The following is a 25760-nucleotide window of genomic DNA, read 5'->3' on the forward strand; positions in this document are numbered from 1 at the left end:
CCCTTTAACGCCAAGTCATCAATTGATGTCATCGACCGTTGACTCGAATCCGGCGCGGGCCTAAAGCCCTGTCATCCTGTGGGGCTGACAGGGTTTCGGCGGGGCTGTGCGCCCGTCAGAACGCCCTCCTCCGCCCGGCTGGATCACAGATTGTTTCAGATGGTTGCGAAACCAAATACAAGAACTGATCTTGCGACTGTTGCAAATTAGCGGTTACGGCCATGACGACGACCACCTTGCCCCAACATCAGGCGCGCGCCCGCGCCGACTATCTGAACATCGCCCTTTGGACCTTCCAGGGCTGGCTCTCCATGTTCTTCATCGCCGCCGGCTACGCCAAGCTGACGGAATCGATGGAGAATCTGACCGTTCTGATGACGTGGCCCGCCCTGACCGGCGAAGCGCTGGTGCGCGGCGTGGGCGTGGTCGAGATTGTTCTGGCTGTCCTGATCCTGGCGCCGGTGATTTCGTGGAAGATCGGCAAGGTGCCGGTGTTGATCGCAGCGGCGGGTCTGCTGGCGCTGGAAATCGCCGCCCTGCTGTTCCACGCCGTCAGTCTGGATGTGGGGCTGAGCCTGACCAATGTCTTCCTGATCGCCATCACGGCGCCGGTGCTGTGCCTGAGGCGCAATCTCCGAGCCTGACGCAGACAGGATTTGCAGGTCCGCTTCTCCCCCTCCCCCTGAGGGCCTGCGAATAACGAAGGCCGCGACCGCCCCCGGTTGCGGCCTTTTTCCTGTGCGGTCGCCGACGCCTCGCGCCAAGCGGGCAATGCGGGAGCCGTTCACAACTTCGTAGGGGCCTGCGCGGAAAGCTTCCCTTTACGTCCGCGTCAAGTTATGAAGCCGTCATGTCGATTGCAGACGAACATCGCACCTACTCCATACGGCAGCTGTGCCGCGAGTTCGGCGCGACCGCGCGCGCCCTGCGCTTCTATGAAGACAAGGGCCTGCTGACACCTTCGCGCAAGGGACAGACCCGTGTCTATGGCCCGCGTGACCGCGCCCGACTGAAGCTGATCATGCGCGGGCGGCGCATCGGCTTCACCCTGGTCGAGATCCAGGAGATGCTGGATCTGTATGATCACAAGGACCACAACGTCCATCAGATGGCCATCGCCCTGCCGCGTCATCGCGCCCGCATACAGGCGCTGCGGCAGCAGCTGGAAGACATCGAAGGCGCGATAGAGACCGCCGAGGCCGCATGCGCCTGGATGGAAAAGACCCTGAGCGAACACCGCCCCGACCTTCTGCCGGGCGCTGAGGCCTACGCCAGCCTGCTGAGCGAGCGTCTCAACGACCCCGACGACCATTTCCTGACCTTCAAAGCGAGAGCGTGATCCCATGAGCTACAAGGCGCCCGTCCGCGACCTGTCCTTCGTCCTGCATGACGTTCTGCAGGTCGAGAACTACGGCAACCAGCTTCCCGACGCCGACCTGTCGCGCGACCTGATCGATCAGATCGTCGAGGAAGGCGGCAAGTTCGCCGAAGAGGTCATCGCCCCGATCAACCGCAGCGGCGATCAGGAAGGCTGTCAGATCGACGGCGACGTGGTGACGACGCCCAAGGGCTGGAAGGAAGCCTATCACCAGATGGTCGAGGCCGGCTGGCCCTCGCTGGGCTTCAGCACCGAGTTCGGCGGTCAGGGCATGCCTTCGGTCGTGTCGAGCGCAGTGGGCCAGTTCACCGCCGCCGCCAGCGCCGCCTTCTCCATGTATCCGGGCCTGACCAGCGGCGCCTTCCACGGCATCGAGGCCAGCGCCTCGGACGAGATCAAGCAGAAGTATCTGCCCAAGATGGCGTCGGGCGAATGGACCGGAACCATGAACCTGACCGAGCCGCAGTGCGGCACCGACCTGGGCATGGTCCGCACCAAGGCCGTGCCGAACGGCGACGGCTCCTATTCGATCACCGGCCAGAAGATCTGGATCTCGGCGGGCGAGCACGACTTCGCCGACAACATCATCCACACGGTGCTGGCCCGCGTCGAAGGCGCGGTTCCGGGCATCAAGGGCCTGTCGCTCTTCGTGGTGCCCAAGTTCCTGGTGAACGAGGACGGGTCGCTGGGCGAGCGCAACGGCGTGTCCTGCGCGGGCCTCGAACACAAGATGGGCATCCACGGCAACGCCACCTGCGTCATGGCCTATGAGAACGCCAAGGGCTGGCTGATCGGCGAAGAAGGCCGCGGCATGAACAATATGTTCGTGGTCATGAACGAGGCGCGTCTGGGCACCGGCCTGCAGGGCCTGGCCATCGGCGACGCCGCCTATCAGGCCGCCGTCGAGTTCGCCAACGACCGCCTGCAGGGCCGCAGCCTGACCGGACCGAAGAACCCGGACGGTCCGGCCGATCCGATCATGGTCCACCCCGACGTGCGCCGCATGCTGCTGGAGGCCAAGGCCTTCGTCGAAGGCGGCCGCGCCTTCATCCTGTGGACCGCGCTGCAGGCCGATCTGCAGAAGGCCGCCGATGAAGCCGTCGCCACCAAGGCCAAGGACTACATGGGCCTGATCACGCCCGTGCTGAAGGCCTATCTGACCGACAAGGGCTTCCACGTCGCCTCGCTGGCGATGCAGGTCCACGGCGGTTCGGGCTACACCGAGCATTTCCCGGCGTCGCAGTATCTGCGCGATGCGCGGATCACCATGATCTATGAAGGCACCAACGGCATTCAGGCGCTGGATCTGGTCGGCCGCAAGCTGCCCGCCAACGGCGGCCGCGCCATCATGAGCTGGTTCGCCGACATCGACGCCTTCGTGGCCGAGAGCGGCGAGGGCGAGGCGATCAAGCCCTTCGTCGAGGGCCTGGCCGACGCCAAGAAGAAGCTGCAAGAGGCCACCATGTGGCTGATGCAGAACGGCATGGCCAACCCGGACAACGCCGCGGCCGCCTCGACCGACTACCTGCACATCTTCGGCCTGACGGCCTACGCCTTCCTGTGGGCGCAGATGGCCAAGGCGGCGCAGGCCAAGATCGCCGCCGGGGACGCCGATCCCTATTACGCCAACAAGCTGATGACCGGCCGCTACTTCGTCGAGCGCATCCTGCCCGACGCCGGGGCGCACCTGAAGAAGCTGAAGTCCGGCGCCGAAGTGCTGATGCAGATGCCCGCCGAGGCGTTCTGAGCATGAACTTCTCCCTCCCCTTCATGGGGAGGGTGGTCGGCGCGTAGCGACGACCGGGTGGGGAGGGCTAGGCGATCCATGCGCCGCGCCCGCCTTGCCGAAACAGAGATTGCGTCGCTTCGCCGCCCCCACCCGACCTCGGCCTGACGGCCTCAGCCACCCTCCCCATGAAGGGGAGGGAGAATGCAGGATCGCCTTTCATGAACGTGCTCAACAGTCCCGAACCCGACTTCATGCGCGAAGAAGAGATCGTCCTCTTCTCCGACTCCGTCGCCAAATGGGTCGACGAGCACGCCCCGCAGGAAAAGTTCCAGCAGTGGATCGCCGAGTCCTCGGTCCCGCGCAGCCTGTGGACGGCGGCGGGTGAAGCGGGCCTGCTGGGCCTGTCGCTGCCGGAGGAAGACGGCGGCTTCGGCGGCGATTACCGGCACGAAGTCGTGCTGATGCGCCAACTGGGCTGGAAGGGCGCGGACCATTTCGGCGTCTCGCTGCACAACGCCATCGTCATGCCCTACATCTGGCACTACGGCACGGCAGAGCAGAAGGCGCGCTGGCTGCCACGCCTTCAGTCAGGCGAACTGGTCGGCGCCATCGCCATGACCGAGCCGGGCGCCGGTTCGGACCTGCAAGGGGTGAAGACCACCGCCGTCAAACAAGGCGACCACTATGTCCTGAACGGCTCCAAGACCTTCATCACCAATGGCCAGCTGGCCAACTTCATCATCGTGGTGGCCAAGACCGACCCAGCCGAAGGCGCCAAGGGCACCAGCCTGATCTGCCTCGAAACCGATGGCGCGGAAGGCTTTGAGCGCGGCCGCAACCTGCACAAGATCGGCATGGAGGCGAACGACACCTCCGAGCTGTTCTTCAACGATGTGAAGGTTCCACTGGAGAACGTCATCGGCGACACTGAAGGACAAGGCTTCGTCCAGCTGATGCAGCAGCTGCCGCAGGAGCGGCTGAACATCGCCGTTCAGGGCGTCGCCGCCGCCGAGCGCGGACTGTCCGAGACGCTGGCCTACGTCAAGGAACGCAAGGCCTTCGGCAAGCGCGTCATCGACTTCCAGAACACCCAGTTCAAACTGGCCGAGATCAAGACCAAGCTGACCATCGCCAAGGTCTTCGTCGACCACTGCATTGCTCTGCACCTGAAGGGCCAGCTGGACGCCGCCACGGCGTCGATGGCCAAATACTGGGTGACGGACATCCAGGGTGAGACCATCGACGAAATGCTGCAGCTCTTCGGCGGGTACGGCTATATGACCGAATATCCGATCGCCCAGTTGTACAAGGACGCCCGCGTCCAGCGCATCTACGGCGGCACGAACGAGATCATGAAGCTGCTGATCGCGCGAACCCTGTAACGATCATCCTCATTGTAACAATTCGATCACTATTCACACATCCCTCCACCGTGATACGGCTGCAACCTTAGCCGTGGAGGTTTACGTGATCACCAAAGATGATATCCGTAACGCGTATCGGTTTATTCTGGGGCGTGAAGTTGAAAACGACCTCGCCCTGGAACCCCACTTCAAGCACAAATCCGTTCAGGACCTTCGCAAAGCCTTTCTCTCCTCTGACGAATTCAGAGAAAAGGCGAACCCGACGCTGACCATCGGCAGGTTCACAGACCAGACGGTTCTCGACATCGAAATCGATTGCTCCCCGCAGGAACTGGAAGCCATGCTTACAGAAACCGCGCAGACCTGGAGCAAATTCGGCGAAGAAGCGCCGCACTGGTCTGTTCTGACCCATGAAAAATTCACCCCTGAAAATATCAACGCCAATATTGATAGCTTCTATGCCAGCGGCGTCCATAACCTTGATCGCGCGCTCAACACGCTCAAGCGCGCTGGGATGAAATCATCGGGATTTGAGCGCGCCCTGGATTTCGGGTGCGGAGTTGGGCGACTGTCCATGCCGCTGGCCCGGATGGCCAAAAGCGTCACCTCAATGGATATCTCGCCGGGCCACCTGAAGCTGGCGCAGGAGCGCGCCGTTGCTGAAGGCGTAAAGAACATCGAGTTCGTCCACTTGCGCGACCTTCGCGACCTGGACAAGACGAGCGGGTATGACTTCATCATCTCGCTGATCGTGCTGCAGCATAATCCGCCGCCGATCATGGCCTATGCCTTCACGCGCCTTCTGCGGGCGCTACGACCGGGCGGCGTCGCAATCATCCAGATGCCTACCCTCAAGCCTGAGCGTTTTTCCGTAAAGGACTACATGGCCCACAAGACGGGCGACATGGAGATGCACGCCCTGCCGCAGACCGCCATCTTCGAAATCATTGAGCGCGAGAACTGCCGCCCCATCGAAGTGTCCGAAGATGCATCCATCGGCGCCATCGGCCTGTCGCACCGCTTCACCATCGTGAAGCGCACAGCCTCAACGTAACAGCAGGGCGCCCGCGATCAGGACGCCTGAGATGACAATCGAAGCGGCGATCCACCGCCCGGCCGAGACGATCGACCGGGCGGTTTGCTTGTCCGGCGCCGGGCTGGCGACAGGGTCGGCCGTCAGGCGGCGCGAGGCGGCGCGCAGCAGGCGGGGCAGATCATCGCTGGCCGCCGACAGGTCCAGCAGGGCGCCGATCAGGCGGTTGCGCAGGGCCTCGGGGCTGCGGCTGGAGAAGAGGGCGCGGCTCCAGGCGCCCTTCATCGTCTTGACCAGATCGAAGTCGGGATCGACGCGCGACAGCACCCCCTCGATCGTCACCAGTGCCTTGAGGATCAGGACCAGATCGGGCGGGGCGGCCACCCGTTCCTGCCGCATCAGGCCCATCAGGTCAGCGACGATGGCGGGCAGGTCGACCGCGCCCTGACCGTGGCGGGCGATCAGCCGTTCGGCCCCGGCGGTCAGGCTGGTGCGCGAGACGTCCGCCCCCTCGGTCCAGTCGGCCAGAACCTCGGCCATGCGCGCGCCGTCGCCGGACGCCAGCGACTGGACGAAGCTGATCAGCTCGGCGCGGCGGCGCGGGGTGACGGTCCCGACCATGCCGAAGTCCAGCAACCCCACCCGGTCGCCCGGCAGGCCGCGCAGGTTGCCGGGGTGCGGATCGGCGTGAAACCGGCCGTTGACCAGCACCATGTCCAGCACCGCCTCGGCGCCGACGCGGGCCAGCCGGTGCGGGTCGACGCCCGCCGCCCTCAGCCGTGCGGCGTCCACGGGCGCCACGCCGTCGAGGTAGTCCTGCACCAGCACGCTGTCGGTCGTGTGTTCCCAATAGACCGTCGGGATGACCACATCGCGGTTTTTGGCGAAGTCGGCGGCGAAGCGGTCGACGTTGCGGCCCTCGGTGGTGAAGTCCAGCTCATCCAGCATGGCCTCAGTCAGCTGGGCGATCAGGGCGCGCGGGCGATAGCGGGCGATCTCGGCGCTGGACTGTTCGGCGCGGCGGGCCAGTTCGGCGATCAGGCGCAGGTCGGCCTCGACGCGCGGGCGCACGCCGGGGCGGCGGATCTTGACCACCACCTCGGTCCCGTCGTGCAGGGCGGCGCGATGCACCTGGGCGATGGAGGCGGCGGCCAGCGGCGCCGTGTCGAAACGGGCGAAGACCTGTTCCGGCGGCCCGCCCAGGGCGGCCTCGACCTCGGGCCGCAGCATCTCGAAGTCGAGGGTGGGACCGGCGCTCTGAAGCTGTTCGAACTCGACGATCCAGTCGGCGGGCAGCAGGTCCGAGCGGGTGGACAGGATCTGGCCCAGCTTGACGAAGGTGGGGCCCAGCGCCTCCAGCGCCTGTCGCGTGCGGCGCGGCAGGGGCTCAGGCCCGTCGGCCTTGTCCTCGCCGCCGCCGAGGCCAAGGCGCAGCAGCACGGCCTCCAGCCCGAAGCGGGCGGCGACGCCGGAAATCTCGGCCAGACGTTTTCGATCGCGCGCCGCTACGGCCAAGGTTGTGAACATGAAAGGCCAACGCGGGACGGGCTTGCCGCGTTCCCGTCAGGGCGAGGTTGGTGGCGACTGCGAAAGCGCGATATGCAGACGTCATGATCCGTCTTTACGTTCAGGGCGACCTCGCCCCCGGCGCCGCCGTGGCGCCCACGCTCGACCAGTCGCGCTATCTGACGCAGGTGATGCGGTTGAAGGCAGGCGACGCGCTGCTGGTCTTCAACGGCCGCAACGGCGAGTGGCGCGTCAGCGTCGCCGAGGTGCTGAAGAAGGGCGTCATCCTGCGCGTCGAAGAGCAGACACGGCCGCAGACCTATGGCCCCGATCTGGAGTTGATCGTCGCCGTGGTGAAGAAGGCTCGTGTGGAGACCATCGTGGAGAAGGCCGCCGAACTGGGCGCCAAGCGGGTGCGGCTGGCGCTGACCCACCGCACCAACGCGGACCGGCTGCGGCTGGACCGGCTGGACGCCATCGCCGAGGAGGCCGCCGAGCAGACCGGGCGTCTGGACGTGCCGGTGGTGGATGATCCGGTGAAGCTGGACGCCCTGCTGGACGGCTGGGAGGACGGGCGTCGGCTGATGTTCTGTGACGAGACGGGCGGCGCGCCGGCGGTGTCGGCGTTGACCGCCGCAGGCGACGGCAAGTGGGCCATACTGATCGGGCCGGAGGGCGGGTTTTCGCCGGAAGAAGGCGAGCGGCTGCGGTCCCTGCCCTTCACCACCGCCGTCTCGCTGGGACCGCGCATCCTGCGGGCCGACACCGCCGCCATCGCCGCCATGACGCTGTGGCAGGCAGCCATCGGCGACTGGGATCGTTAGACCATTCTCGGTTCAGCCGGAATCGACTGAACCCGGAACAATGGTCCAGAATTATCTGGAGCGAAGCCCCAGAAGTTTCCGCCGCACCCCTTGAGCGAGGCCGACGGCTGGCCCATCTAGCCGCGACAGCAGAGGTTACAGATGTCCGACACGGCGCCCCTTTCCCGAGACCAGCTGATCCACGCCATGTCGAAGGGCGAGAAGCCCAGCGACCAGTGGCGCATCGGCGCCGAACACGAGAAGTTCGGCTTCGACAAGTCGACCCTGCGTCGCCCGGCCTATGAAGGCCCCGGCGGCATCAAGGCCATGCTGGACGGGCTGACGCGCTTCGGCTGGACGCCGGTCGAGGAAGCGGGCCATGTCATCGCCCTGGAGCGCAAGAACGCCGAGGGCTTCAGCGCCTCGATCAGTCTGGAGCCGGGCGGACAGTTCGAACTGTCGGGCGCCCCGCTGAAGGACATCCACGACATCTGCAACGAGACCGGCCAGCACCTGATGGAGGTCAAACAGGTCGCCGATCAGCTGAATCTGGGCTTCCTCGGCCTCGGCTTCGACCCGCTGTGGCGACGCGAGGACATCCCCGTCATGCCCAAGGGCCGCTATGACGTCATGCGCGCCTACATGCCCAAGAAGGGCAGGCTGGGCCTGGATATGATGCTGCGGACCTGCACCATTCAGGCGAACCTCGACTTCGACTCAGAAGCCGACATGGTGATGAAGTTCCGCACCTCGCTGGCGCTGCAGCCCATCGCCACGGCCCTGTTCGCCAACAGCCCCTTCACCGAAGGCAAGCCGAACGGCTTCCTGTCGGCGCGCGCCAACGTCTGGACCGACACCGACCCGGACCGCACCGGCATGCTGGGCTTCGTGTTCGAGGACGGCTTCGGCTACGAACGCTATGCCGATTATGCACTGGACGCGCCGATGTATTTCGCCAAGCGCGGCGAGACCTATGTCGACCTGTCGGGCCAGTCGTTCCGCGCCTTCATGGACGGAAAGCTGGACGCCCTGCCGGGCGACCGTGCGACGGCGCAGGACTGGGCCGACCACCTGACCACCCTGTTCCCTGAAGTGCGGCTGAAACAGTATCTGGAGATGCGCGGCGCCGACGGCGGGCCGTGGAGCCGCATCTGCGCCCTGCCCGCCCTGTGGGCCGGGATCTTCTATGATGCGCCGTCGCTGGCGGCGGCGTGGGACCTGTGCAAGGACTGGGACATCGCCGACCACGAGCGCCTGCGCCGCGACGTGACGCGACTGGGCCTGAAGGCCGAGGTCAACGGCCGCAGCGTGCGCGACATCGCCGTCGACATGGTCAACATCGCCAAACAGGGCCTGAAGAACCGCGCCCGCTTCTCGGGCGGCATGGTGGATGAGCGCGGCTACATCACCGAACTGGAAGACATCGCCGACAGCGGCGTGACTTCGGCCGATCGCCTGCTGGAACTGTACAACGGCGAATGGAGCGGCGACATCAGCCGCGTCTATCGCGACTGCGCCTATTAAAGGCCCAGCCAACCCACGATCATGGTCCGCAGGGGATTGGCGGGGTCGGACAGCAGCCGCGCCGTCATCGCTAGCGAGATCACCACCAGCAGCGGCCGGATCAAGCGCGGGCCGAAGCGCATGGCCGCGTGCGATCCCAGACGGCCGCCGATGAACTGACCCACCGCCATGATCCCGGCCAGCACCCAGACCACATGCCCCCCAACGGCCAGAACGACGATGCCGACGACGTTGCTCATAAGGTTCAGCGCCTTGGTGTGCGCCGTCGCCCGCGTCAGCCCCATGCCCAGCAGCATGACGAGGCTCAGCGCGAAGAACGACCCCGTCCCCGGCCCGAAGAAACCATCGTAAAAGCCGATGCCGCCCGCCACAAAGGCATAGGCCAAGGGCGTCAGCCGGGCGTGGGCGTCCTCATCCGCCGCCTTGGGACCGAGCAGGAAATACAGGGCGATACCGACCAGCAGCACCGGCAGCAGCACCATCAGCCAGCGCGTATCCACCAGCGTCACGGCGAAGGCGCCCAGCCCCGCCCCGACCGCCACCAGCGCCAGAGGCCAGCGGATCAGGCGGAAATCCACCCGGCCTTTTCGCCAGAAATTCCACAGGGCGCTGGCCGTGCCGACGCTGCCCTGAACCTTGTTGGTGGCGATGGCGGCGACCGGGTTCAGCCCCACCGACAGCAGGGCCGGCAGGGAGATCAGCCCTCCGCCCCCGGCGATGGCGTCAATGAAGCCGGCGATCACCGACGCGACGCCCAACAGGGCGATGATCTCAGGCGTCAGTTCAAACACGCGCGCAGCACTCCGATCAGGCAGGCGCTATAGACCCGTGCGGGGCGGACAGCTACCGTCCTCGCGCCTGAAGACGGACGTAAAGGCTTGGGCTGATGTGCTGCATTTTGATGATGGCAGGACCCTATACCCGGCAATCCTCAACAAGAAAATTCGCTGAAAAGCCCTCGCCATTTAGTTAATAATGAACATTTCCTTCACACAATTCGCAACAACTGCCTCATCAGCAGCAATTTTGCTGTATTCGTACTATATAATCGACCCAATTCTTAAGAATAGAAACAAAAATGGATTTTGGCTGATCATATTTTTTGGACCAATTTTCTCTATGGCCTACATAGGTGAGAAACATGTTGATCTCACAAACCATGGATTTGCGATTCTTTATATCTGCGCGGCAGCGTTTCTTGGGTTGCCGACCGCCATTTGGGGATTCTTAGAGATTTCGGCTGGCATAAAAAACAAATAAACTCGGATGCCGAACCAAGTCCTATCAGCGACAAGGGGCCGCCCACTCGTCTGACATTGCTTTTGTCAGACTTCATACGAGCAGCTTCCCATAGCCGCCGCCAGTGATTCCTGCGATCAAGGCGGCCTGTATCAGGAGGCGCAGACATGACAGGATCTATCCATATCGGCGTCGGCGGCTGGACCTTTGAGCCGTGGCGCGGGGTCTTCTATCCGCAAGGTCTGGTGCAGAAGCGGGAGCTGGAGTTCGCCAGCCGGGCGCTGACCTCGATCGAGATCAACGGCACCTATTATTCGACCTTCAAGCCCGACAGCTGGGCGAAGTGGCGCGATGAGACGCCGGACGGTTTCGTCTTTTCGGTCAAGGCCAGCCGCTATTGCACCAACCGCAAGGTTCTGTCGGACGGCGCGGAGAGTTTCGAGCGGTTCCTGTCGCAGGGGCTGACCGCGCTGGGCGACAAGCTGGGGCCGATCAACTGGCAGTTCATGGGGACGAAAAAGTTCGAGCCCGAGGACTTCGAGGGCTTTCTGAAGCTGTTGCCGAAAGAGAAGGACGGCGTGCGGCTGCGGCACGCGCTGGAGGTGCGCAATCCGACCTTCGCCACCGAGCAGTTCTATGATCTGGCGCGCAAATACGGCGCGGCCATCGTCTATGCCGTCGACGACGAAGAGCCGACCTGGCCCCAGATCGACGAGGCGACAGCGAACTTTACCTATGCCCGGCTGATGTCCAGCCGCGAGGACGAGCCGACGGGCATGACGGCCGCGGAACTGGACGCCGTGGCGCAGCAGGCGCGCGGCTGGGCCGGGCGCGGGGATGTGTTCGCCTACTTCATCTCAGGGGCCAAGGTGCGCAATCCGGCGGCGGCGCAGGCGCTGATCGCACGGCTGAAAGACTGAACCGGCGCCGGACACGGGATCGTGTCCTATGGTGAGATGATCGCGCCACATCCACCGCTCAATCTGGCGGCTGACGGAGCGGCGGATGTGCGTCGCCGCATCGTCTTTAGCAGGGCCGCAGGGTCGCGGCGGCATAACCCCGTCTTCTCGTTGGACGCCGGTCGCGCTAAGGCTGGTAACCAAGACGGGCGGAGCGTCGCGACGTATGACGGCCGCCGCACAAAACAGGGAGAGGTCATGACGCGTACCGCATTCGTCACCGGGGGCACCCGGGGCATCGGCAAGGCGATCGTTCAACGGCTGAAGGAAGACGGCTTCCAGGTCGCCGCCGGCTATTCCGGCAACACCGAGGCCGCAGAGGCCACCGCCCGCGAACTGGGCGTCATGGTGGTGAAGGGCAACGTCGGCTCGTTCGAGGACTGCGAACGCGCGGTCAGGGAAGTCGAGGCGCAGCTGGGCCCGATCGACGTGCTGGTGAACAACGCCGGCATCACCCGCGACGGCTTCTTCCACAAGATGAGCGCCGACCAGTGGTCCGACGTGATCCGCGTCAACATGGACAGCGTGTTCAACATGACGCGCCAGGTGATCAACGGGATGCGCGACCGGGGCTTCGGCCGCATCGTCAACATCTCCTCGATCAACGGCCAGAAGGGCCAGATCGGCCAGACCAACTATTCCGCCGCCAAGGCCGGGATGATCGGCTTCACCAAGGCGCTGGCGCTGGAGAACGCGCGCAAGGGCGTGACCGTCAACTGCATCGCGCCGGGCTATATCGACACCGAAATGGTCGGCGCCATGGACCAGAAGGTGCTTGACGCCATCGTGGCCCAGATCCCCGTCGGCCGCCTGGGCAAGGGCGAAGAGATCGCCGACATGGTGTCCTGGCTGTCGGGCGAGCGTGCCGGATATGTCACAGGCTGCACACTGTCTCTCAACGGCGGGCAGTACCTGGTTGGATAAGCTACGTTCGCCCAAAATCCGCCGTTCGGGCGTTTCACGACAGTTGTCATGACAGCAACGGTTGAGGTTGTGGCGGAGAAGCCGCCCCCCCTTGACGTCGCGGCGCCCGGCGTCGCGACGACCGTACGGCTGTACCGCGTTGCGGGCCTGATGCTGGCCCTCGCCTGCGTGGCGGGGGCGGCTGAGGCCGGGGCGCAGACCAACTCGAACGTTCAGGCCGAACAGAGCCGGGCGATCCGCGATCAGTCGGTGATCCGCACCACCCCGCAGCCGGGGCGTTATGTATCCGAGGCCGGTCAGGGCTTTGTGCTGGATCAGGCCGGGTCGCTGACCCTGCTGCGGTTCGAACGCTCGACCGAGACCTGGGCGCTGCGTCCGTCGTCGGCGCCGCGCGGCGACACCATCTATCGCAACGACGCGGGCGATCAGGTGCTGCGCGTCACCACCAGCGGCGGCATCACCGTCTATACGACCCGCACGCCCGGCGGCTCTCCGGTCAGTCTGGTCGGGCCGCCGGTCAGTCTGGAGCCGCCCTCGCTGGGCCCCGTGCAGATGTTCAACCTGATGACCCGGCGCAGCAGCCTGGTCTCCGAAGCCATGGGCCGTCTGGTCCGCATCAACGTCTTCGGCGAGGAATCCGAGGCCCTGTGCATTGAGGCCCTGATCGTGACCACCGACGCCGTGGTGCGCATCGCCCGTTCGCCCAGCGCGCGGCCCTTCCTTGAGCGGCTGCGCGTCATCACCGTGGTCGAGGGCCAGCGCGCCTCTGTGACCTACGCCAGCGGCGAACTGCGGGTGGTGGTCGATCCACGGCGCGGCATCGCCGGGCGCCCGTCGTCGGCGCGGGTCATCCGGGCCGTCATTCCGCAGGACTGAAGACGGCCGTTTCGGCTGGCGTCTGCCTTTTCGCCGTTATTGGGCGTATGAAGGCGATCATGCTCATCCATCAGAGGCTGATCGCACAGTGACCTCCCCCCTCACCGCCGTCTCCGCCGAAGACAAGGCTAGGACCCGCGCCATCGTCCCCGTGTCGATGAAGGCTTATGACGCTGATTTTCAGGGCTTCGCCGACGCCCTGGGCGCTTCGTTTTCCCGCTACGGCTTCGCCGTCATCGCCGACCACGGTCTGGATCAGGGTCTGATCGACGCCGCCGTGACCGACGCCAAGGCCTTCTTCGCCCTGCCAGAGGACGTAAAGCGCCGGTATCATCAGCCCGGCACGGGCGGGGCGCGCGGCCTGACCCCCTTCGGCGTCGAGGCGGCCAAGGGCGCCAAGGCCGTCGACCTGAAGGAGTTCTGGCACACCGGCCGCGAACTGCCCGAAGGCCACCCCTATCGGAAATACATGCGCGACAACGTCTGGCCGACCGAGGTCGCAGGCTTCCGCGAGCACGTCTACGGCCTGTACGAAGGCCTGGACGAACTGGGCCGCCGCATTCTGAAGGCCATCGCCCGCTATCTGAAGCTGGACGACTCCTATTTCGAGGACAAGGTCCAGCTGGGCAACAGCGTGCTGCGCCTGCTGCACTATCCGCCGATCCCGGCCGACGCCGAAGGCGTGCGCGCGGGCGCCCATGAGGACATCAACGTCATCACCCTGCTGCTGGGCGCCGAAGAGGCCGGGCTGCAGCTGAAGGACTCGGACGGCGAATGGCTGGACATCGCCCCGCCGCCGGGGGCTCTGGTGGTCAACATCGGCGACATGCTGCAGCGGCTGGTCAACCACGTCCTGCCGTCGACGACGCACCGCGTGGTCAATCCGGCGCCCGAACGTCGCGGCTTCGCGCGGTATTCGACGCCCTTCTTCCTGCACTTCAACCCGGACTTCCCGATCGAGACCCTGCCGTCGACGATCACGGCGGAAAACCCGGACCGCTATGCGGGCAAGACCATACTGGCCGAGGACTTCCTGATCGAACGTCTGAAGGAGATCCGCCTGATCTGATCGGGCGGGACGGCTGAAAACATGAAGGGCCGGCGGATCGCTCCGCCGGCCCTTTTTCTCATGCCCACAGGCGGAGGGCGTCACCCTGCGATGCGAAGACGGGTGATGTCGCGGCCGATGGCGGCGAAGGCTTCCTTCAGATCCGTGGTCTTGTTCGGGGTGAAGAAGTGATCCTTGCTGGTGGCGCACTGCTCCATGACCTCGATCGCCGTATCGACCCCCGGACCGCCGCGGTTTGTGCTCAGGTTGAAGCCGACTGTGTAGATGACGATGTTCTGCGCCTTCATCTGCCGACACAGGGACACCGCCTGTTCGAACGGATTGCCGTTCGGGGCGCTGCAGGCGATCTGATAGGCTGCATTGCCTGCGCCGCCGTTCGAAGGCGCGTCGTAGGAGATGACCCCCTCGCAATAGGGGTTGTTGAACTCGCCGTCCGTCATCAGGACCACAGCCTTCAGCGTCTTGGACGAATCATACGGATTGGCCTGACCAGCCGACGGCCAGATGGAGTTGAAGTTCGGCGACACCGCATACCAGCCCCATTCCACGCCGATCTGGCCTGCCGTCGAACCCTCCGGCTGATAGGCGTCGATCAGGGCGTTCAGCCCCTTCACGCCGCCTGCGTTGTCGACCTGATGCGTCAGCGGCGTGATTTCATTCTTCAGACAACTGTTGGCGGAGTGCGGATAGTTGCGACCGACCCACCAGCCTTGATGCGGAGCGCGATCCGTCGGGATCAGGTTGCCGCGCGCATCCCTGACCGTCCACTGGCGCTCGCTGACGCAGGTGCTGGAGGGAAGCTCCATTACCGTCGTGCGGCTGTTGCGCCCGATGAAATAGCGCTGCTCGCAACCGTCATAGCCGCAGCGCACCGTGCCGTTGCGGCCTGGGGAAGACTGCGACGGTCCGGACAGACCGACGCCGAACGTGTCATCGGTGAATTTCGTGACCTGAAAATACGGCTGCCGCGAGGTGTTGTTGAGCGCGCTCATATCCTGAACGCCGGAAATCTTCACATAATCGCCTGTCGACAGGGTGTGCTGCCGAGAGGTGACGACGACTTCGCAGCTCGACACGAAACAGCGCCGGACAGTGCCGGTATTCTGCCTGCCGCTGCCTGAGAAACCCACCAGCCGGAATGTATCACCGTTGACGGACGCCACCTGACGGACAGTGTTGTTCAGGCCGCTGACGCCGCTGACCCAGACGTAGTCATCCTTGTTCAGGCCATGATTTCTGACCGTCAGGACGCCGGATTGAACCTGTGAGATTGACTTGGCCGGATCGGCCCAGTCGGCGCTCTGGATCGCCGTTGGTCCCTGAAGCGGACCGCGCGCCTTGTCGGCGTATGAACCGAGATTGACCCCCATTGAATAGGGCACCAGCGCCACGCGCGAGGTGAAGGGCGTCTGTTCCTTCTGCACCACGATGCCGACCAGTTCCTTGGCCGCATCCTTGAGCGCCGCCAAAGGCGAGCCCCTCATAGAGCCGGTGATGTCCAGCACCATCGCCACCTCGACGTTGCGCGAGGCGCGCAGGACTTCGGAGTTGGTGCTGACGGGAAGATAGTCGTCCAGCAGCTTGCCGTAGGGGGGCAGGAAGACATTGGCCACCAGCACCTTCACATCGACCTTGGCGGTGGCGTCCACGCGCCGGTTGTCGACCAGAACGAAGGAGGCCGTGTCGCCCTTCTTGTCGAAATAACCCGGCATATTGGCCTTGAGCGCCGCCATGCCCACGTCATTGATGTTCTTGTTGTCGCTGTATTTCGAGCGGGCGGCGGCCAGGGCGGCGGCGTCCAGCGCATCCTGAAGCTGTGCCTTCACCTTCGACGCCTGATGGATGTCGATGGCGCCCAGGGTGATCATCAACAGCACCGGCAGGGCCATGGCGAACATCATCGCCACATTGCCCCCGGTCTGGCGCGCGAAACGCGTCAGCAGGCGCGCAACCGCGCTTTTCAGTCGATCCATCTTGCTTGCCAAGCCCCGGCGCTCCGCATCGCGGCCTCGATGAGCCGCAGTCAAGCGCAGCATGACGGACGCGGGTTAAGGCTTGGCCTCAAATTCACGGTTAACGCCGTCTTGCGAAACCGCCGGCTTCAACGGCCGTCGACGCAGGCGTCCAGCCCCTGTTGGCGCACCGTGCCCATGGCCGCCTGAATGCGGGCGGCGCGGCGCCGGACATAGGGACCGGGCGCGGCGGCGTTGTAACGGCGCGGGCTGGGCAGGATGGCGGCCAGGCGGGCGGCCTCCTGCGCGGTCAGTCTGTCGGCGCTCTTGTCGAACCAGTGGCGCGAGGCGGCCTCGGCGCCATAGACGCCCGGCGCCCATTCGGCGACGTTCAGATACATCTCCATGATCCGCCGCTTGCCCCAGCCGACCTCGATCAGGCCGGTGTAGCCCGCCTCCAGCCCCTTGCGGACCCAGTCGCGGCCGGGCCACAGGAAGACGTTCTTGGCGGTCTGCTGGCTGATGGTCGAGCCTCCGCGGACCTTGCCCGAGCCGCGCTGCTCGGCGCGCTCGTTGGCCTCCAGCGCCTTCTGGATGGCCTCGACGTCGAAACCGTGGTGCTGGCAGAAGCGGGCGTCCTCGGCGGCGATCACCGCCTCGACCAGACGCGGCGATATCTTGTCCAGCGAGCGCCAGCGATAGTCCATGCCGCGCCCGGCCGCCGCCTGCTTGACCATCAGGATGGTGGCGAGAGGCGGCGCGAAGCGATGCACCGCCACTCCGGCCAGCGGGAACAGGGCCAGGATCACGAGCAGGGTCAGGATCGGCCGCCGCCTGCGGCCCTTTGCGCGGGTCATGGGTGAAGGATGGCTCAGGAAGGTTGAGAAATCACGGCGAGGCTTGCTCCGACAGTAAAGGTCCGCGTTTATGGATCCCCGGCACAAGGCCGGGGATGACGGGAAAAGTCGTGGAGGCCGCCGCCTCAGAGCGACACAACCCCCGCGTGGCCGTCCTCGTCGGCCCAGGCGATGCGGGCGGCGCCGGAACTCATGGCCAGGGCGGTGATCGGGGCGCCCTTGTCCTGCTTGACGAACTGCAGGCCCCGCCCGGCCGGATCGGCCCACCAGACGCGCCCGTCTTCCAGCCCGGCCGCCAGACGGCCGTGGGCGGGAGCGGCGGCGACCTGGGCGATCAGGGTCGTCTCGTCATAGCCGATCTCGGTCGCCTCGCGCCCCATCGGCCCGTTGGAGCCGACGAAGGGCCACAGCACCACGCCCTGCGCGCCCGAGGTGGCCAGAAGCTGCCCCTTGGCCAGGAAGGCGAAGCTCTTGATCTTGGACGGGTAGCCGCCCATCCGCATGTTCTTCTGATCCTTGAGGCGCCAGCCGTGCAGCTGGTTGTCCTGCATCGAGGTGACGACATAGGCGCCGTCGGTCGAGAAGCCGACCGCCAGGTGCGACCCGGCCCAGGCCAGCTTCGTCGGCTGCTGCTGCTCGATGCGGGCGTACCACAGCCAGGCGCCGCCATAGGTCGAGGCGGCGATGCGGCGGCCCTTGGGGTCGAAGGCCACGCCCGAGACGGTGCGCTCATGCTGGAAGTCGCGGCGGAAGTGCGGATCCTTGACGTCCAGCACGCTCAGCGTCCGGCCCGAGGAGAAGGCGATCAGCCCCGACTCGGCCGAGGCGGCGATGGCGTCGATCCATTGGCCTTTCGTCTGGGCCAGCAGGACGGCCTCGCCCTCGCGGCTCCAGACCAGTTTGCCGTCGTCGCCGCCGGTGACGATCCCCTCGCCCGAGGGGTGGACGCAGGCGCACAGGACGGCGCCGTCATGGACCTCGCTGCGGGCGCCGCTCTCGAACCGCACCGAGCCGTCGCCCAGGGCGAAGATCGCGCCGGTCTTGTCGAACAGGGCGGCGGTGACCTGGGTGTCGAAGGAGAAGGTCGTCATGTCGGCTCGCACACGCAAAGAAAGTCAGAGGGGCCTCATAACCTCCCCCGTCGCGTCTGTCGCGTGGCGGGTCTATGAGGGAGCCATGACCCTGCTGCTCCTTCCCGGCTTCATGGCCGATGCGACCCTGTGGGACGACATGACCGGCGATCTGGGCCCGTTCGGGCCGCTGGTCGCCACCGACCTCAGCCGGGGCGCGGACATCGAGAGCATGGCGGCGGCCATCCTGAGCGACGCGCCCGAACGGTTCGTCGCCGTGGGCTTCTCCATGGGCGGCTATGTGGCGCGCGAACTGGCGCGGATTGCGCCGGAGCGGGTCGAGGCCCTGATCCTGATCGCCACCTCGGCGCGTGGCGATACGGAGGAGTTGATCCGCCAGCGGCGCTCCTCGCTGAAGGCGCCGCCTAAGGCCTTCAAGGGGTTGAGCCGTCCGGCCATCGTCTCGTCCCTGCACCCCGATCTGGCGGACGACGAGGCGATGATCGCGCGTGTGCGGGACATGGGCCTGCGACTGGGCGGCGAAGTGTTTCACCGCCAGTCGGCGATGGCGCGGGCGGGTGATCTGGACCGGTTGGGAGAGATCGCTCAGCCGACGCTGATCGTGGCGGCGGATGCGGATCGGCTGCGCAGCCGCGAAGAGGCGGAGGAACTGCACCGCGGGATCGCCGACTCCACGCTGGAGACGGTGACGCACAGCGGCCACATGATCCCGCTGGAACAGCCAAAGGCGCTGGCGCGGGTCATGACGGAATGGCTGGTAGAGCGATCTAGCCTGCCTCTTTGAGTATGATCACCCGCGCATCCAGACCGGCAGGTCGCGCTCGCCATGCAGCCCCCGCCACAGATCAATGCCGTCTTCGCGCTCTATATAAAACAGCAGATAGGGATAATCGCGAACCCGCCAGAAGCGCAGTTCCGGAAAATCAAGTTCATGAGCATATCGAAGCGAACCGGAGGCCGGATGCTGCGCGACATGATTCAAAGCCTGTTCAAGCGCATCGACGAACGCGCCGGCGACAACGTCGCCCGCTGTCGCAAGATAGTAGTCCAACGCCTGTTCGATATCGCGCGCGGCCTGTTCGCGCGGAATGACAGCCCTGGTCTTCACGCCGTGTGACGGCTGGCGATACGCGCCCTCAGGGAGTCGAAATAGGTTGCATCGATGGGCCCGGTCGGGCCGGATTCAGCGCCCGCCAACAGCAGACTCCTCAGTTTCTGTCGATCACCGTCCTTGCGGATCAGATCACGGACATACTCGCTCGAAGAGCCATAGCCTCGTTCCGCAACCTGTTCGTCGACGAAAGCCTTCATCGGGTCTGGAAGAGAGATGTTCATCGTGCTCATGAGACGAGCCTACGCTGGTGGCAAAAATTGGCAAGCGCAGCCGTGAGCCTGACTGCGGTCTATGATTTATGCGTTTCGACCCAGCGCTGGGTCATGAGTTCGCCGGACGCATAGGCCTCCTGAAGATCAACGCTCCAGTAGTTGAGGGCCTCCAGCGGGATCGGGGCGCCAGAGACGGCGCAGCGGACGAAATCGCCACGCTGCATGATCTCGAAATCGGGGGTGCCATAGATCAGCTTGGCCTCCACACGTCCCGTCATGCCGCGCAGGCCTCGAACCCGGCCTTCAGGGCGGCTTCGTCCAGATCGCGGCCGATGAAGACGGCGCGGCTCCAGCGGCGCTCCTTGTCGCCCCACGGCTTCTGAAGGTCGCCTTCGAGGATCATGTGCACGGCCTGGAACACCAGACGGCGGTCCTCGCCGGCCACGTCGATGATGCCCTTGGCGCGCAGGATGTTCTGGCCCTGCTCGCCCAGCAGCTTGTCCAGCCACGCCGTGAAACGGGCGCCGTCCAGCGGGCGGTCCAGCGTCAGGGAGATGCCCTTGATGTCGTCCTCGTGCGCGTGGCCGCGCGGGCCGTGGTCATGAGCATGATCATGATCGTGCGCGTGGTCATGATGGTGGTGATCATGGCCGCAATGCTCGTCGTGGACATGGCCCTCGGCGCCGTGGGGCGGGTTCACGAAGTCCGGCTTGACCTCAAGAATGCGGTCCAGATCGAAGGCGTGCAGGCCCAGCACCTGATCCAGCGGCACGTTCGAGCGCTCGGCGCGAACGATGGGGGCCAGCGGGTTGAGCGCGCGCAGGCGGGCCTCGACGGCGGCCAGAGCGACCTCGTCCACCAGGTCGATCTTGTTCAGGATGATGCGGTCGGCGAAGGCGACCTGCTCGCGCGCCTCTTTAGAGTCGTCCAGACGCGCCATGACGTGTTTGGCGTCGACCAGGGCGGTGACGCTGTCCAGCTGGGTCTTGGCCTTGACCTCGTCGTCGACGAAGAAGGTCTGGGCCACCGGGCCGGGGTCGGCCAGACCCGTGGTCTCGACGATGATGGCGTCGAAGGCGGGCTTGCCGGGACGCTGGCGCTTCATCAGGCCGTTGACCACGCGGATCAGGTCGCCGCGAACCGTGCAGCAGACGCAGCCGTTGTTCATCTCGAACACGTCCTCGTCGGCGCCGACCACCAGGTCGTTGTCGATGCCGATCTCACCGAACTCATTGACGATGACGGCGTAGCGCTTGCCGTGGTCCTCGGTGAGGATGCGGTTCAGCAGGGTGGTCTTGCCGGCGCCGAGGTAGCCGGTGAGGACGGTCACGGGTGTCTTCTGGGTCATGGCTCGCTAGATGGCGCGTCAGGGGCGGAAATGGAAGGCGCCCGGTTATGAAGTCAGGCTGCCTCAGTGCGTCGCCATCACCAGCAGGCCGATCAGGATCAGGGCCGCGCCCAGAATGGCGCCTTCATACCGCGCCCAGCGCTCAAGCCTGAGTATGGAGTAGCCCGCCGTGGCCAGGGCGGCCAGCAGGGTCATGCCCAGCACCGTCCCCGCCGTGAAGGCCAGCGTCAGCAGGCCCAGCGCCCAGACGCCCTCAGTCGCTGACGACAGATAGATGGGCAGCAGCACCTCGCCCGGCGTGACAGCCATCATCAGCACCAGTCCCCAGAAGGCGGCGCGGTCGGACACGGCGGGCTCGGCCAGCTCAGAGGCGGGACCGCCCGCGAGCGCCGGTCGCTTCAGCGACGCGCGCGCCAGATAGAAGGCGCCGAACAGGAACAGCAGGAAGGCCGAAATATGCGGCAGCAGGCCCTCGACCCAGCGGTTCAGCGCCAGACCCGCCGCCACGATCAGGGAGCCGACCACCGCCGTCGACAGGATGTGCGCCAGACCGGCCGTCACCACCGCCGTCATGATGCGCGGCGTGGTCCAGCGCTGGGCGCGACCGACCAGGACGAAGGGCAGCCAGTGCGTCGGCAGGGCCGCGTGCAGGAAGGCTGCGACGAAGCCGCCGCCCAGCAATGACAGCAGCATCGGCTCGGCGAGATCGGGAGACGACATGGCCCGCTCTTTAGAATGTTACCTTATAACGGTCGAGAAGAATCGGCGAAGAATCTTCAAACGCGGCGCCGTGCCGCGCACCGCCGCATCCCCCTGCATCGCCTTCCACCCGCTTGTCGGGCCGCTGTAATCAGGCCACAGAGTCCTTCAAGAACCGGTTTCATGCGGGTTTTGGCCCGGCGAATGTCCGTTTCACGTTGACTCTTCCGTGGCCGTCCGTATATGTCGCCGCTCTTCGCCCGCAGGGTCTCCTGGCGGGCGCATCCATTTTTGCGTTCACGCTGAGGCTTCCTAATGTACGCGGTGATCAAGACCGGCGGAAAGCAGTACCGGGTTCAACCGGGCGATGTGATTGTTGTCGAGAAGATCGACGGCGACGCTGGCGCTGCCGTCAATTTCGGTGAAGTCCTCATGCTGGGCGGCGACAAGGGTGTTACGGTCGGCGCTCCGCTGATCGACGGCGCCGCTGTCGCAGCCACGCTGATCGAGACCCGCAAGGGCGAGAAGATCAAGATCTTCAAGAAGATCCGTCGTCAGGGCTATCGCCGCACGAACGGCCATCGCCAGATGGAATCGGTCCTGCGCATCACCGGCATCGAAGGCGCCGGCGAGAAGGCCAAGTGGGACGGCAAGGTCGAGCTGATCACCAAGGCCGAGATCAACGCTCGCGCCCGTGGCCTGGCCCCGCGCGTCGAAGCCGTCGAAGCTGAAGCTCCGAAGGCCAAGAAGGCGCCCGCCAAAAAGGCCGCCAAGGCTGACGTCGCCGAAGGCGCCGAAGCCTAAGACGTTTTCACCGGCGCTGGATCAGCGCCAGTTACGATTGAGCAGCGCGCTCAAGCAGCCCGAACGGGCGGTAGCGCGCTAAGAAGAGGAGCAGCAAGATGGCTCACAAGAAATCTGGCGGTTCGTCGCGTAACGGTCGCGACTCAGAGTCGAAGCGCCTTGGCGTGAAGAAGTTCGGCGGCGAGCGCGTTCTAGCCGGCAACATCCTCGTGCGTCAGCGCGGCACCAAATTCCACCCGGGCACGAACGTCGGCCTGGGCCGCGACCACACGCTGTTCGCCACTGTGACCGGTTCGGTGCAGTTCACGACCAAACGTGGCGGCCGTTGTTACGTGTCGATTCTCCCGGCCAACGACGTCGCTGAGGCGATGGCCGCCGAGTAACGCGAAGCCAGGACAGTATTTCCCCGGATCGCGTTGCTCTCGACAGCAGCCGATCCGGACCAAGGGAAATTATTCCGCGGGGAGTCTGGATCACCAGGCTCCCCGTTTGCGTTCCCCGCCTCGAAGCCGTCCGAGCCCTCCAAGGAGGCGGCGCCGAAGACATCGAGGCCGAACCATGTGCGTGATCGAAACCTCCCCCGTCGTCGAGACGCGGCGTCTGCTGCTGCGCGCCCCCGGCGCCCAGGACGTGTCGCGGATCGCGGCCCTGGCCAATGACCACGACATCGCCCGCATGACCAAGCGGATGCCCCACCCCTTCGGCGTCGACGACGCCGAGGACTTCGTGTTGCAGGTGGCGTCCCAGGACCCGAAGAAGGCCAACACCTTCCTGATCGAGCATGAGGACCACGGCCCGGTGGGCGTCATCGGCATGTTCCATGACGCCGACGCCGTGCCCGAAGCCGGCTATTGGATCGGACGCGAGTTCTGGGGCCGGGGTTATGCGACCGAGGCGCTGGAAGGCGCCCTGGTCTGGGCCTCGACGCGATGGAAGCGCCGCGCTCTGATGGCGGGCCACTTCTCGGACAACCCCGCCTCGGGCCGGGTGCTGGAAAAGGCGGGGTTCCTGTATACCGGCGAGACCCGTCCGGCCTTCAGCCGCGCGCGGGGCGAGAGCGCCGATACGCGGATGATGGTCTGGCTGGCCTGATAGGGTGCGGAAATCGCGGGGCTTTCGGTCAGCGACGCAGTTTTTTCACGAAAGCGGAAAAAGGCTGTTGACCGCCCCGAGGGTCCCCCCTATTAGTCCGCGCCTCGGCGGGGCGACCCACCGGGCCCAGGTGGCGGAATTGGTAGACGCGCTGGCTTCAGGTGCCAGTGGCTTAACGGTCGTGGAAGTTCGAGTCTTCTCCTGGGCACCATTTCTCAAGCGGCGCTGTATCCGATAGGGTGCGGCGCCGTTTGTCATTCCGGCCCTGATCTTCCCTCCCCTGCGGCCGCAACAGCAAGGTCGGGCCGACGTTCCGGCGCCTGTGTTCTGGCGGTGGCGCGCGGTTCGTCTATGTTACGGCCTGAACGACGAACGAGTTTGCGCGCATGACGGTTTATTTCCACGAAGGCGACCTGCCCGACGACCTGGACCTGGGTCTTGAGGTGGCGATCGATTCCGAGACAATGGGCCTGCGCTTCCGCCGCGACCCGCTGTGCGTGGTGCAGCTGTCGTCGGGCGACGGGAACGCCCACGTCGTGCGCCTGAGCCGCCCGGACTATGACTGCCCCAACCTGAAGCGGCTTCTGGCCGATCCGAAGGTGCTGAAGATCTTCCACTTCGGCCGGTTCGACATCGGCATGTTCGACCTGCACCTGGGCGTCGAGACGCGCCCGGTCTACTGCACCAAGATCGGCTCCAAGCTGGCGCGCACCTATACCGACCGCCACGGCCTGAAGGACGTGGCCCGCGAACTGGCCGGGGTCGACATGTCCAAGGCGCAGCAGAGCTCCGACTGGGGCGCCGCCGAATTGACGCAGGCGCAGCTGGACTACGCCGCCTCGGACGTCCTCTACCTGCACGTCATCATGAACCGGCTGAACGAGATGCTGGAGCGTGAGGGCCGTATGGAGCTGGCGCGGGCCTGTTTCGACTTCCTGCCCGTGCGTTCGCGCCTCGACCTGGCCGGTTGGGACGAGATCGACATCTTCGCCCACGCCTGAAGGACGGACCTGAAACGCCGATGAGCGAACAGCACGCCCAGGACGAGCAGAAGCGCGCCGATGAGGCCCGCGTCGCCCTGGCCGGCGAACGCTGGCGCGCGCACTCGCGCCGGGTGAAACTGTATCGCCGCATCCTGCCCATCGTCATCCTGGCGCTGGCAGGCGGCGCCCTGACCTGGACCGTGTTCCGCACCGTCATGTCGGGGGTCGAGCGCAAGGCCAGCGAAAGCCGCGAGATCCGTCTCGACAATCCGATGTTCCACGGACAGGACGCGCAGGGCCGGTCCTTCGTCATCGGCGCCGAAGGGGCCGTGCGCGATCCGGCCACGGGTTATTTCCGCCTGATCGCTCCGCTGCTGCGGCTGAACCTGGGCGCACGCAAGACGACGGAACTGACCGCCGACGGCGGCACCTATCTGGAGACGCGCCGCAAGGTCGTCATCGGCCCGAACGTGAAGATCTCCGACGGCGGCACCGGCTGGACGCTGGTGACGCCCGAGGCCGTGGTCGACACCGAAAGCGGGGTGGTGACCGGCGATAAAGGGGTGCAGGGTCGCGGCCCCCTTGGAAGCATCAATGCTTCGTCTTATGCGATTTATGACCAAGGCCAGCGGGTCGTTTTCAACGGCCAGGGCGACAACAAGGTAACCGGGACCATAAATCCCGCCGGAGCCGACCGATGAAACTGTCCAAGTCCAAGCTGACGATCGCGGCCGCCGCCCTGATGACGGCGCTGGCCCTGCCCGCCGCTTCAGGCGCCCAGAATGCGGCCCAGACCCCTGCGGCCGGCCGCGCCGACGCCAGCCGCCAGCCGGTCCAGTACGGCGCCGACAGCGGCGAATACACGCCCGCCGGTTTCTCGCTGCGCGGCCGGGCCGAGGTGACGCAAGGCTCCAACCGCCTGCGCGCCAGCAATATTCAGGGCTTCACCTCGAACGGCGACCTGAGCCGCATCGAGGCGACCGGCGACGTCTATTTCGTCACCCCGGACCAGAGCATGAAGGGCGACCGGGCAGTCTATACCCTGGGCGACGGCAATGTCGTCGTGACCGGCGACGTCATCCTGACCCAGGGCAAGAGCGTGCTGACCGGCAACCGCCTCGTCTACAACGTCCGCACCGAGACGGCCCGCATCGAAGGCGGCGGCGGCCGTGTTCAGGGCGTCTTCTATCCGCAAGGGAACTGA

28 protein-coding genes and 1 tRNA gene are annotated in these 25760 nt (G+C 65.5%); 19 read left to right on the plus strand and 10 right to left on the minus strand.

Annotated features, from left to right (window positions below; translation table 11 throughout):
* The first annotated feature begins 221 nt into the window (after positions 1–221).
* The 5 genes from ACORJG_RS13415 (at position 222) to ACORJG_RS13435 (ending at position 5525) form a co-directional block, all read left to right on the plus strand.
* Positions 222–644, plus strand: coding sequence for a DoxX family protein (locus ACORJG_RS13415; protein ID WP_427789734.1), 423 nt, complete (start codon positions 222–224; stop codon positions 642–644).
* A 206-nt stretch (positions 645–850) separates the two neighbouring features.
* A complete protein-coding gene (locus ACORJG_RS13420; protein ID WP_427789736.1) occupies positions 851–1339 on the plus strand; it encodes a MerR family transcriptional regulator in 489 nt (162 codons plus the stop codon).
* Between the two features lie 4 nt (positions 1340–1343).
* Complete coding sequence (locus tag ACORJG_RS13425) at positions 1344–3125, plus strand: acyl-CoA dehydrogenase C-terminal domain-containing protein (protein WP_427789738.1); 1782 nt, start codon at positions 1344–1346, stop codon at positions 3123–3125.
* Positions 3126–3325: 200 nt separating this feature from the next.
* Positions 3326–4489, plus strand: coding sequence for an acyl-CoA dehydrogenase family protein (locus tag ACORJG_RS13430; RefSeq protein ID WP_427789740.1), 1164 nt, complete (start codon positions 3326–3328; stop codon positions 4487–4489).
* Positions 4490–4574: 85 nt separating this feature from the next.
* The gene (locus ACORJG_RS13435) at positions 4575–5525 is read left to right on the plus strand and encodes a class I SAM-dependent methyltransferase (RefSeq protein WP_427789742.1); all 951 of its coding nucleotides are present in this window, start codon (positions 4575–4577) and stop codon (positions 5523–5525) included.
* Here the strand turns inward: ACORJG_RS13435 and ACORJG_RS13440 are convergent.
* Positions 5517–7031, minus strand: a complete 1515-nt coding sequence (locus ACORJG_RS13440; RefSeq protein ID WP_427789744.1) for an ABC1 kinase family protein — start codon at positions 7029–7031, stop codon at positions 5517–5519. The two genes, ACORJG_RS13435 and ACORJG_RS13440, sit on opposite strands and share 9 nt — an antisense overlap.
* 83 nt (positions 7032–7114) lie before the next feature.
* Here ACORJG_RS13440 and ACORJG_RS13445 point away from each other — a divergent pair, with 83 nt between their 5' ends.
* A complete protein-coding gene (locus ACORJG_RS13445; RefSeq protein ID WP_427789746.1) occupies positions 7115–7834 on the plus strand; it encodes a 16S rRNA (uracil(1498)-N(3))-methyltransferase in 720 nt (239 codons plus the stop codon).
* Positions 7835–7975: 141 nt separating this feature from the next.
* Positions 7976–9337: a glutamate--cysteine ligase gene (locus tag ACORJG_RS13450; RefSeq protein ID WP_427789748.1), complete on the plus strand. Its 1362-nt coding sequence runs from the start codon at positions 7976–7978 to the stop codon at positions 9335–9337.
* Here the strand turns inward: ACORJG_RS13450 and ACORJG_RS13455 are convergent.
* The gene (locus tag ACORJG_RS13455) at positions 9334–10128 is read right to left on the minus strand and encodes a TSUP family transporter (RefSeq protein WP_427789750.1); all 795 of its coding nucleotides are present in this window, start codon (positions 10126–10128) and stop codon (positions 9334–9336) included. The genes ACORJG_RS13450 and ACORJG_RS13455 overlap by 4 nt on opposite strands.
* A gap of 615 nt (positions 10129–10743) precedes the next feature.
* Here ACORJG_RS13455 and ACORJG_RS13460 point away from each other — a divergent pair.
* From ACORJG_RS13460 to ACORJG_RS13475, 4 genes are all read left to right on the plus strand, one after another.
* On the plus strand, positions 10744–11496 hold the full coding sequence (locus ACORJG_RS13460; RefSeq protein WP_427789752.1) for a DUF72 domain-containing protein: 753 nt from the start codon (positions 10744–10746) through the stop codon (positions 11494–11496).
* Between the two features lie 237 nt (positions 11497–11733).
* Positions 11734–12459 carry an acetoacetyl-CoA reductase gene (phbB, locus tag ACORJG_RS13465; protein WP_374560659.1) on the plus strand — a complete coding sequence of 242 codons (726 nt, stop codon included), beginning with the start codon at positions 11734–11736 and terminating at the stop codon, positions 12457–12459.
* A gap of 48 nt (positions 12460–12507) precedes the next feature.
* Entirely contained in the window at positions 12508–13335 is an 828-nt protein-coding gene (locus ACORJG_RS13470) for a DUF4908 domain-containing protein (RefSeq protein ID WP_427789755.1), read from the plus strand.
* A gap of 157 nt (positions 13336–13492) precedes the next feature.
* Positions 13493–14404, plus strand: a complete 912-nt coding sequence (locus ACORJG_RS13475) for an isopenicillin N synthase family dioxygenase (protein WP_427793058.1) — start codon at positions 13493–13495, stop codon at positions 14402–14404.
* Between the two features lie 80 nt (positions 14405–14484).
* Here the strand turns inward: ACORJG_RS13475 and ACORJG_RS13480 are convergent, their stop codons facing one another.
* The 3 genes from ACORJG_RS13480 to ACORJG_RS13490 form a co-directional block, all read right to left on the minus strand.
* Positions 14485–16377: a ubiquitin-activating E1 FCCH domain-containing protein gene (locus ACORJG_RS13480; protein WP_427789757.1), complete on the minus strand. Its 1893-nt coding sequence runs from the start codon at positions 16375–16377 to the stop codon at positions 14485–14487.
* Between the two features lie 128 nt (positions 16378–16505).
* Positions 16506–17213: a monofunctional biosynthetic peptidoglycan transglycosylase gene (gene mtgA / locus ACORJG_RS13485; protein WP_427789759.1), complete on the minus strand. Its 708-nt coding sequence runs from the start codon at positions 17211–17213 to the stop codon at positions 16506–16508.
* 125 nt (positions 17214–17338) lie between these two features.
* Positions 17339–18304, minus strand: a complete 966-nt coding sequence (locus tag ACORJG_RS13490; protein WP_427789761.1) for a WD40 repeat domain-containing protein — start codon at positions 18302–18304, stop codon at positions 17339–17341.
* An 85-nt stretch (positions 18305–18389) separates the two neighbouring features.
* Here ACORJG_RS13490 and ACORJG_RS13495 point away from each other — a divergent pair, with 85 nt between their 5' ends.
* A complete protein-coding gene (locus tag ACORJG_RS13495; RefSeq protein WP_427789763.1) occupies positions 18390–19088 on the plus strand; it encodes an alpha/beta fold hydrolase in 699 nt (232 codons plus the stop codon).
* Positions 19089–19094: 6 nt separating this feature from the next.
* Here ACORJG_RS13495 and ACORJG_RS13500 read toward each other — a convergent pair whose 3' ends face one another.
* From ACORJG_RS13500 to ACORJG_RS13520, 5 genes are all read right to left on the minus strand, one after another.
* On the minus strand, positions 19095–19412 hold the full coding sequence (locus tag ACORJG_RS13500) for a type II toxin-antitoxin system RelE/ParE family toxin (RefSeq protein ID WP_427789765.1): 318 nt from the start codon (positions 19410–19412) through the stop codon (positions 19095–19097).
* A complete protein-coding gene (locus tag ACORJG_RS13505; protein ID WP_427789767.1) occupies positions 19409–19648 on the minus strand; it encodes a type II toxin-antitoxin system ParD family antitoxin in 240 nt (79 codons plus the stop codon). Before ACORJG_RS13505 ends, ACORJG_RS13500 begins: the two co-directional genes overlap by 4 nt.
* 59 nt (positions 19649–19707) lie before the next feature.
* Positions 19708–19908, minus strand: coding sequence for a DUF2093 domain-containing protein (locus tag ACORJG_RS13510; protein ID WP_427789769.1), 201 nt, complete (start codon positions 19906–19908; stop codon positions 19708–19710).
* Positions 19905–20978, minus strand: coding sequence for a CobW family GTP-binding protein (locus tag ACORJG_RS13515; RefSeq protein WP_427789771.1), 1074 nt, complete (start codon positions 20976–20978; stop codon positions 19905–19907). Before ACORJG_RS13515 ends, ACORJG_RS13510 begins: the two co-directional genes overlap by 4 nt.
* Positions 20979–21041: 63 nt before the next feature.
* The gene (locus ACORJG_RS13520; protein WP_427789773.1) at positions 21042–21698 is read right to left on the minus strand and encodes a hypothetical protein; all 657 of its coding nucleotides are present in this window, start codon (positions 21696–21698) and stop codon (positions 21042–21044) included.
* A 294-nt stretch (positions 21699–21992) separates the two neighbouring features.
* On the opposite strand from ACORJG_RS13520, the gene rplU reads away from it, so the two are divergent.
* The 7 genes from rplU (at position 21993) to ACORJG_RS13555 (ending at position 25760) form a co-directional block, all read left to right on the plus strand.
* Complete coding sequence (rplU, locus tag ACORJG_RS13525) at positions 21993–22481, plus strand: 50S ribosomal protein L21 (RefSeq protein WP_427789775.1); 489 nt, start codon at positions 21993–21995, stop codon at positions 22479–22481.
* A 98-nt stretch (positions 22482–22579) separates the two neighbouring features.
* Positions 22580–22864: a 50S ribosomal protein L27 gene (gene rpmA / locus ACORJG_RS13530; protein ID WP_427789777.1), complete on the plus strand. Its 285-nt coding sequence runs from the start codon at positions 22580–22582 to the stop codon at positions 22862–22864.
* A 175-nt stretch (positions 22865–23039) separates the two neighbouring features.
* Entirely contained in the window at positions 23040–23573 is a 534-nt protein-coding gene (locus tag ACORJG_RS13535) for a GNAT family N-acetyltransferase (protein WP_427789779.1), read from the plus strand.
* Between the two features lie 124 nt (positions 23574–23697).
* Positions 23698–23784, plus strand: a tRNA-Leu gene (locus ACORJG_RS13540).
* 175 nt (positions 23785–23959) lie between these two features.
* On the plus strand, positions 23960–24574 hold the full coding sequence (locus tag ACORJG_RS13545) for a ribonuclease D (RefSeq protein WP_427789781.1): 615 nt from the start codon (positions 23960–23962) through the stop codon (positions 24572–24574).
* A 20-nt stretch (positions 24575–24594) separates the two neighbouring features.
* Complete coding sequence (gene lptC, locus ACORJG_RS13550) at positions 24595–25257, plus strand: LPS export ABC transporter periplasmic protein LptC (protein WP_427789783.1); 663 nt, start codon at positions 24595–24597, stop codon at positions 25255–25257.
* On the plus strand, positions 25254–25760 hold the full coding sequence (locus ACORJG_RS13555; protein WP_427789785.1) for an LptA/OstA family protein: 507 nt from the start codon (positions 25254–25256) through the stop codon (positions 25758–25760). The genes lptC and ACORJG_RS13555 overlap by 4 nt, the downstream gene beginning before the upstream one ends.

The sequence above is a fragment of the Brevundimonas diminuta genome, assembly GCF_050310045.1.
Taxonomy (GTDB): domain Bacteria; phylum Pseudomonadota; class Alphaproteobacteria; order Caulobacterales; family Caulobacteraceae; genus Brevundimonas; species Brevundimonas diminuta_F.

Coding starts and splice junctions, on each gene's coding strand:
- lptC (WP_427789783.1), top strand. CDS start 24,595: ATGAGCGAACAGCACGCCCAGGACGAGCAGAAGCGCGCCGATGAGGCC.
- ACORJG_RS13460 (WP_427789752.1), top strand. CDS start 10,744: ATGACAGGATCTATCCATATCGGCGTCGGCGGCTGGACCTTTGAGCCG.
- ACORJG_RS13555 (WP_427789785.1), top strand. CDS start 25,254: ATGAAACTGTCCAAGTCCAAGCTGACGATCGCGGCCGCCGCCCTGATG.
- rpmA (WP_427789777.1), top strand. CDS start 22,580: ATGGCTCACAAGAAATCTGGCGGTTCGTCGCGTAACGGTCGCGACTCA.
- ACORJG_RS13505 (WP_427789767.1), bottom strand. CDS start 19,648: ATGAGCACGATGAACATCTCTCTTCCAGACCCGATGAAGGCTTTCGTC.
- ACORJG_RS13420 (WP_427789736.1), top strand. CDS start 851: ATGTCGATTGCAGACGAACATCGCACCTACTCCATACGGCAGCTGTGC.
- ACORJG_RS13450 (WP_427789748.1), top strand. CDS start 7,976: ATGTCCGACACGGCGCCCCTTTCCCGAGACCAGCTGATCCACGCCATG.
- ACORJG_RS13425 (WP_427789738.1), top strand. CDS start 1,344: ATGAGCTACAAGGCGCCCGTCCGCGACCTGTCCTTCGTCCTGCATGAC.
- ACORJG_RS13490 (WP_427789761.1), bottom strand. CDS start 18,304: ATGACGACCTTCTCCTTCGACACCCAGGTCACCGCCGCCCTGTTCGAC.
- ACORJG_RS13510 (WP_427789769.1), bottom strand. CDS start 19,908: ATGACGGGACGTGTGGAGGCCAAGCTGATCTATGGCACCCCCGATTTC.
- ACORJG_RS13470 (WP_427789755.1), top strand. CDS start 12,508: ATGACAGCAACGGTTGAGGTTGTGGCGGAGAAGCCGCCCCCCCTTGAC.
- ACORJG_RS13445 (WP_427789746.1), top strand. CDS start 7,115: ATGATCCGTCTTTACGTTCAGGGCGACCTCGCCCCCGGCGCCGCCGTG.
- ACORJG_RS13415 (WP_427789734.1), top strand. CDS start 222: ATGACGACGACCACCTTGCCCCAACATCAGGCGCGCGCCCGCGCCGAC.
- ACORJG_RS13440 (WP_427789744.1), bottom strand. CDS start 7,031: ATGTTCACAACCTTGGCCGTAGCGGCGCGCGATCGAAAACGTCTGGCC.
- ACORJG_RS13515 (WP_427789771.1), bottom strand. CDS start 20,978: ATGACCCAGAAGACACCCGTGACCGTCCTCACCGGCTACCTCGGCGCC.
- ACORJG_RS13475 (WP_427793058.1), top strand. CDS start 13,493: ATGAAGGCTTATGACGCTGATTTTCAGGGCTTCGCCGACGCCCTGGGC.
- ACORJG_RS13430 (WP_427789740.1), top strand. CDS start 3,326: ATGAACGTGCTCAACAGTCCCGAACCCGACTTCATGCGCGAAGAAGAG.
- mtgA (WP_427789759.1), bottom strand. CDS start 17,213: ATGACCCGCGCAAAGGGCCGCAGGCGGCGGCCGATCCTGACCCTGCTC.
- phbB (WP_374560659.1), top strand. CDS start 11,734: ATGACGCGTACCGCATTCGTCACCGGGGGCACCCGGGGCATCGGCAAG.
- ACORJG_RS13480 (WP_427789757.1), bottom strand. CDS start 16,377: ATGGATCGACTGAAAAGCGCGGTTGCGCGCCTGCTGACGCGTTTCGCG.
- ACORJG_RS13535 (WP_427789779.1), top strand. CDS start 23,040: ATGTGCGTGATCGAAACCTCCCCCGTCGTCGAGACGCGGCGTCTGCTG.
- ACORJG_RS13545 (WP_427789781.1), top strand. CDS start 23,960: ATGACGGTTTATTTCCACGAAGGCGACCTGCCCGACGACCTGGACCTG.
- ACORJG_RS13520 (WP_427789773.1), bottom strand. CDS start 21,698: ATGTCGTCTCCCGATCTCGCCGAGCCGATGCTGCTGTCATTGCTGGGC.
- rplU (WP_427789775.1), top strand. CDS start 21,993: ATGTACGCGGTGATCAAGACCGGCGGAAAGCAGTACCGGGTTCAACCG.
- ACORJG_RS13495 (WP_427789763.1), top strand. CDS start 18,390: ATGACCCTGCTGCTCCTTCCCGGCTTCATGGCCGATGCGACCCTGTGG.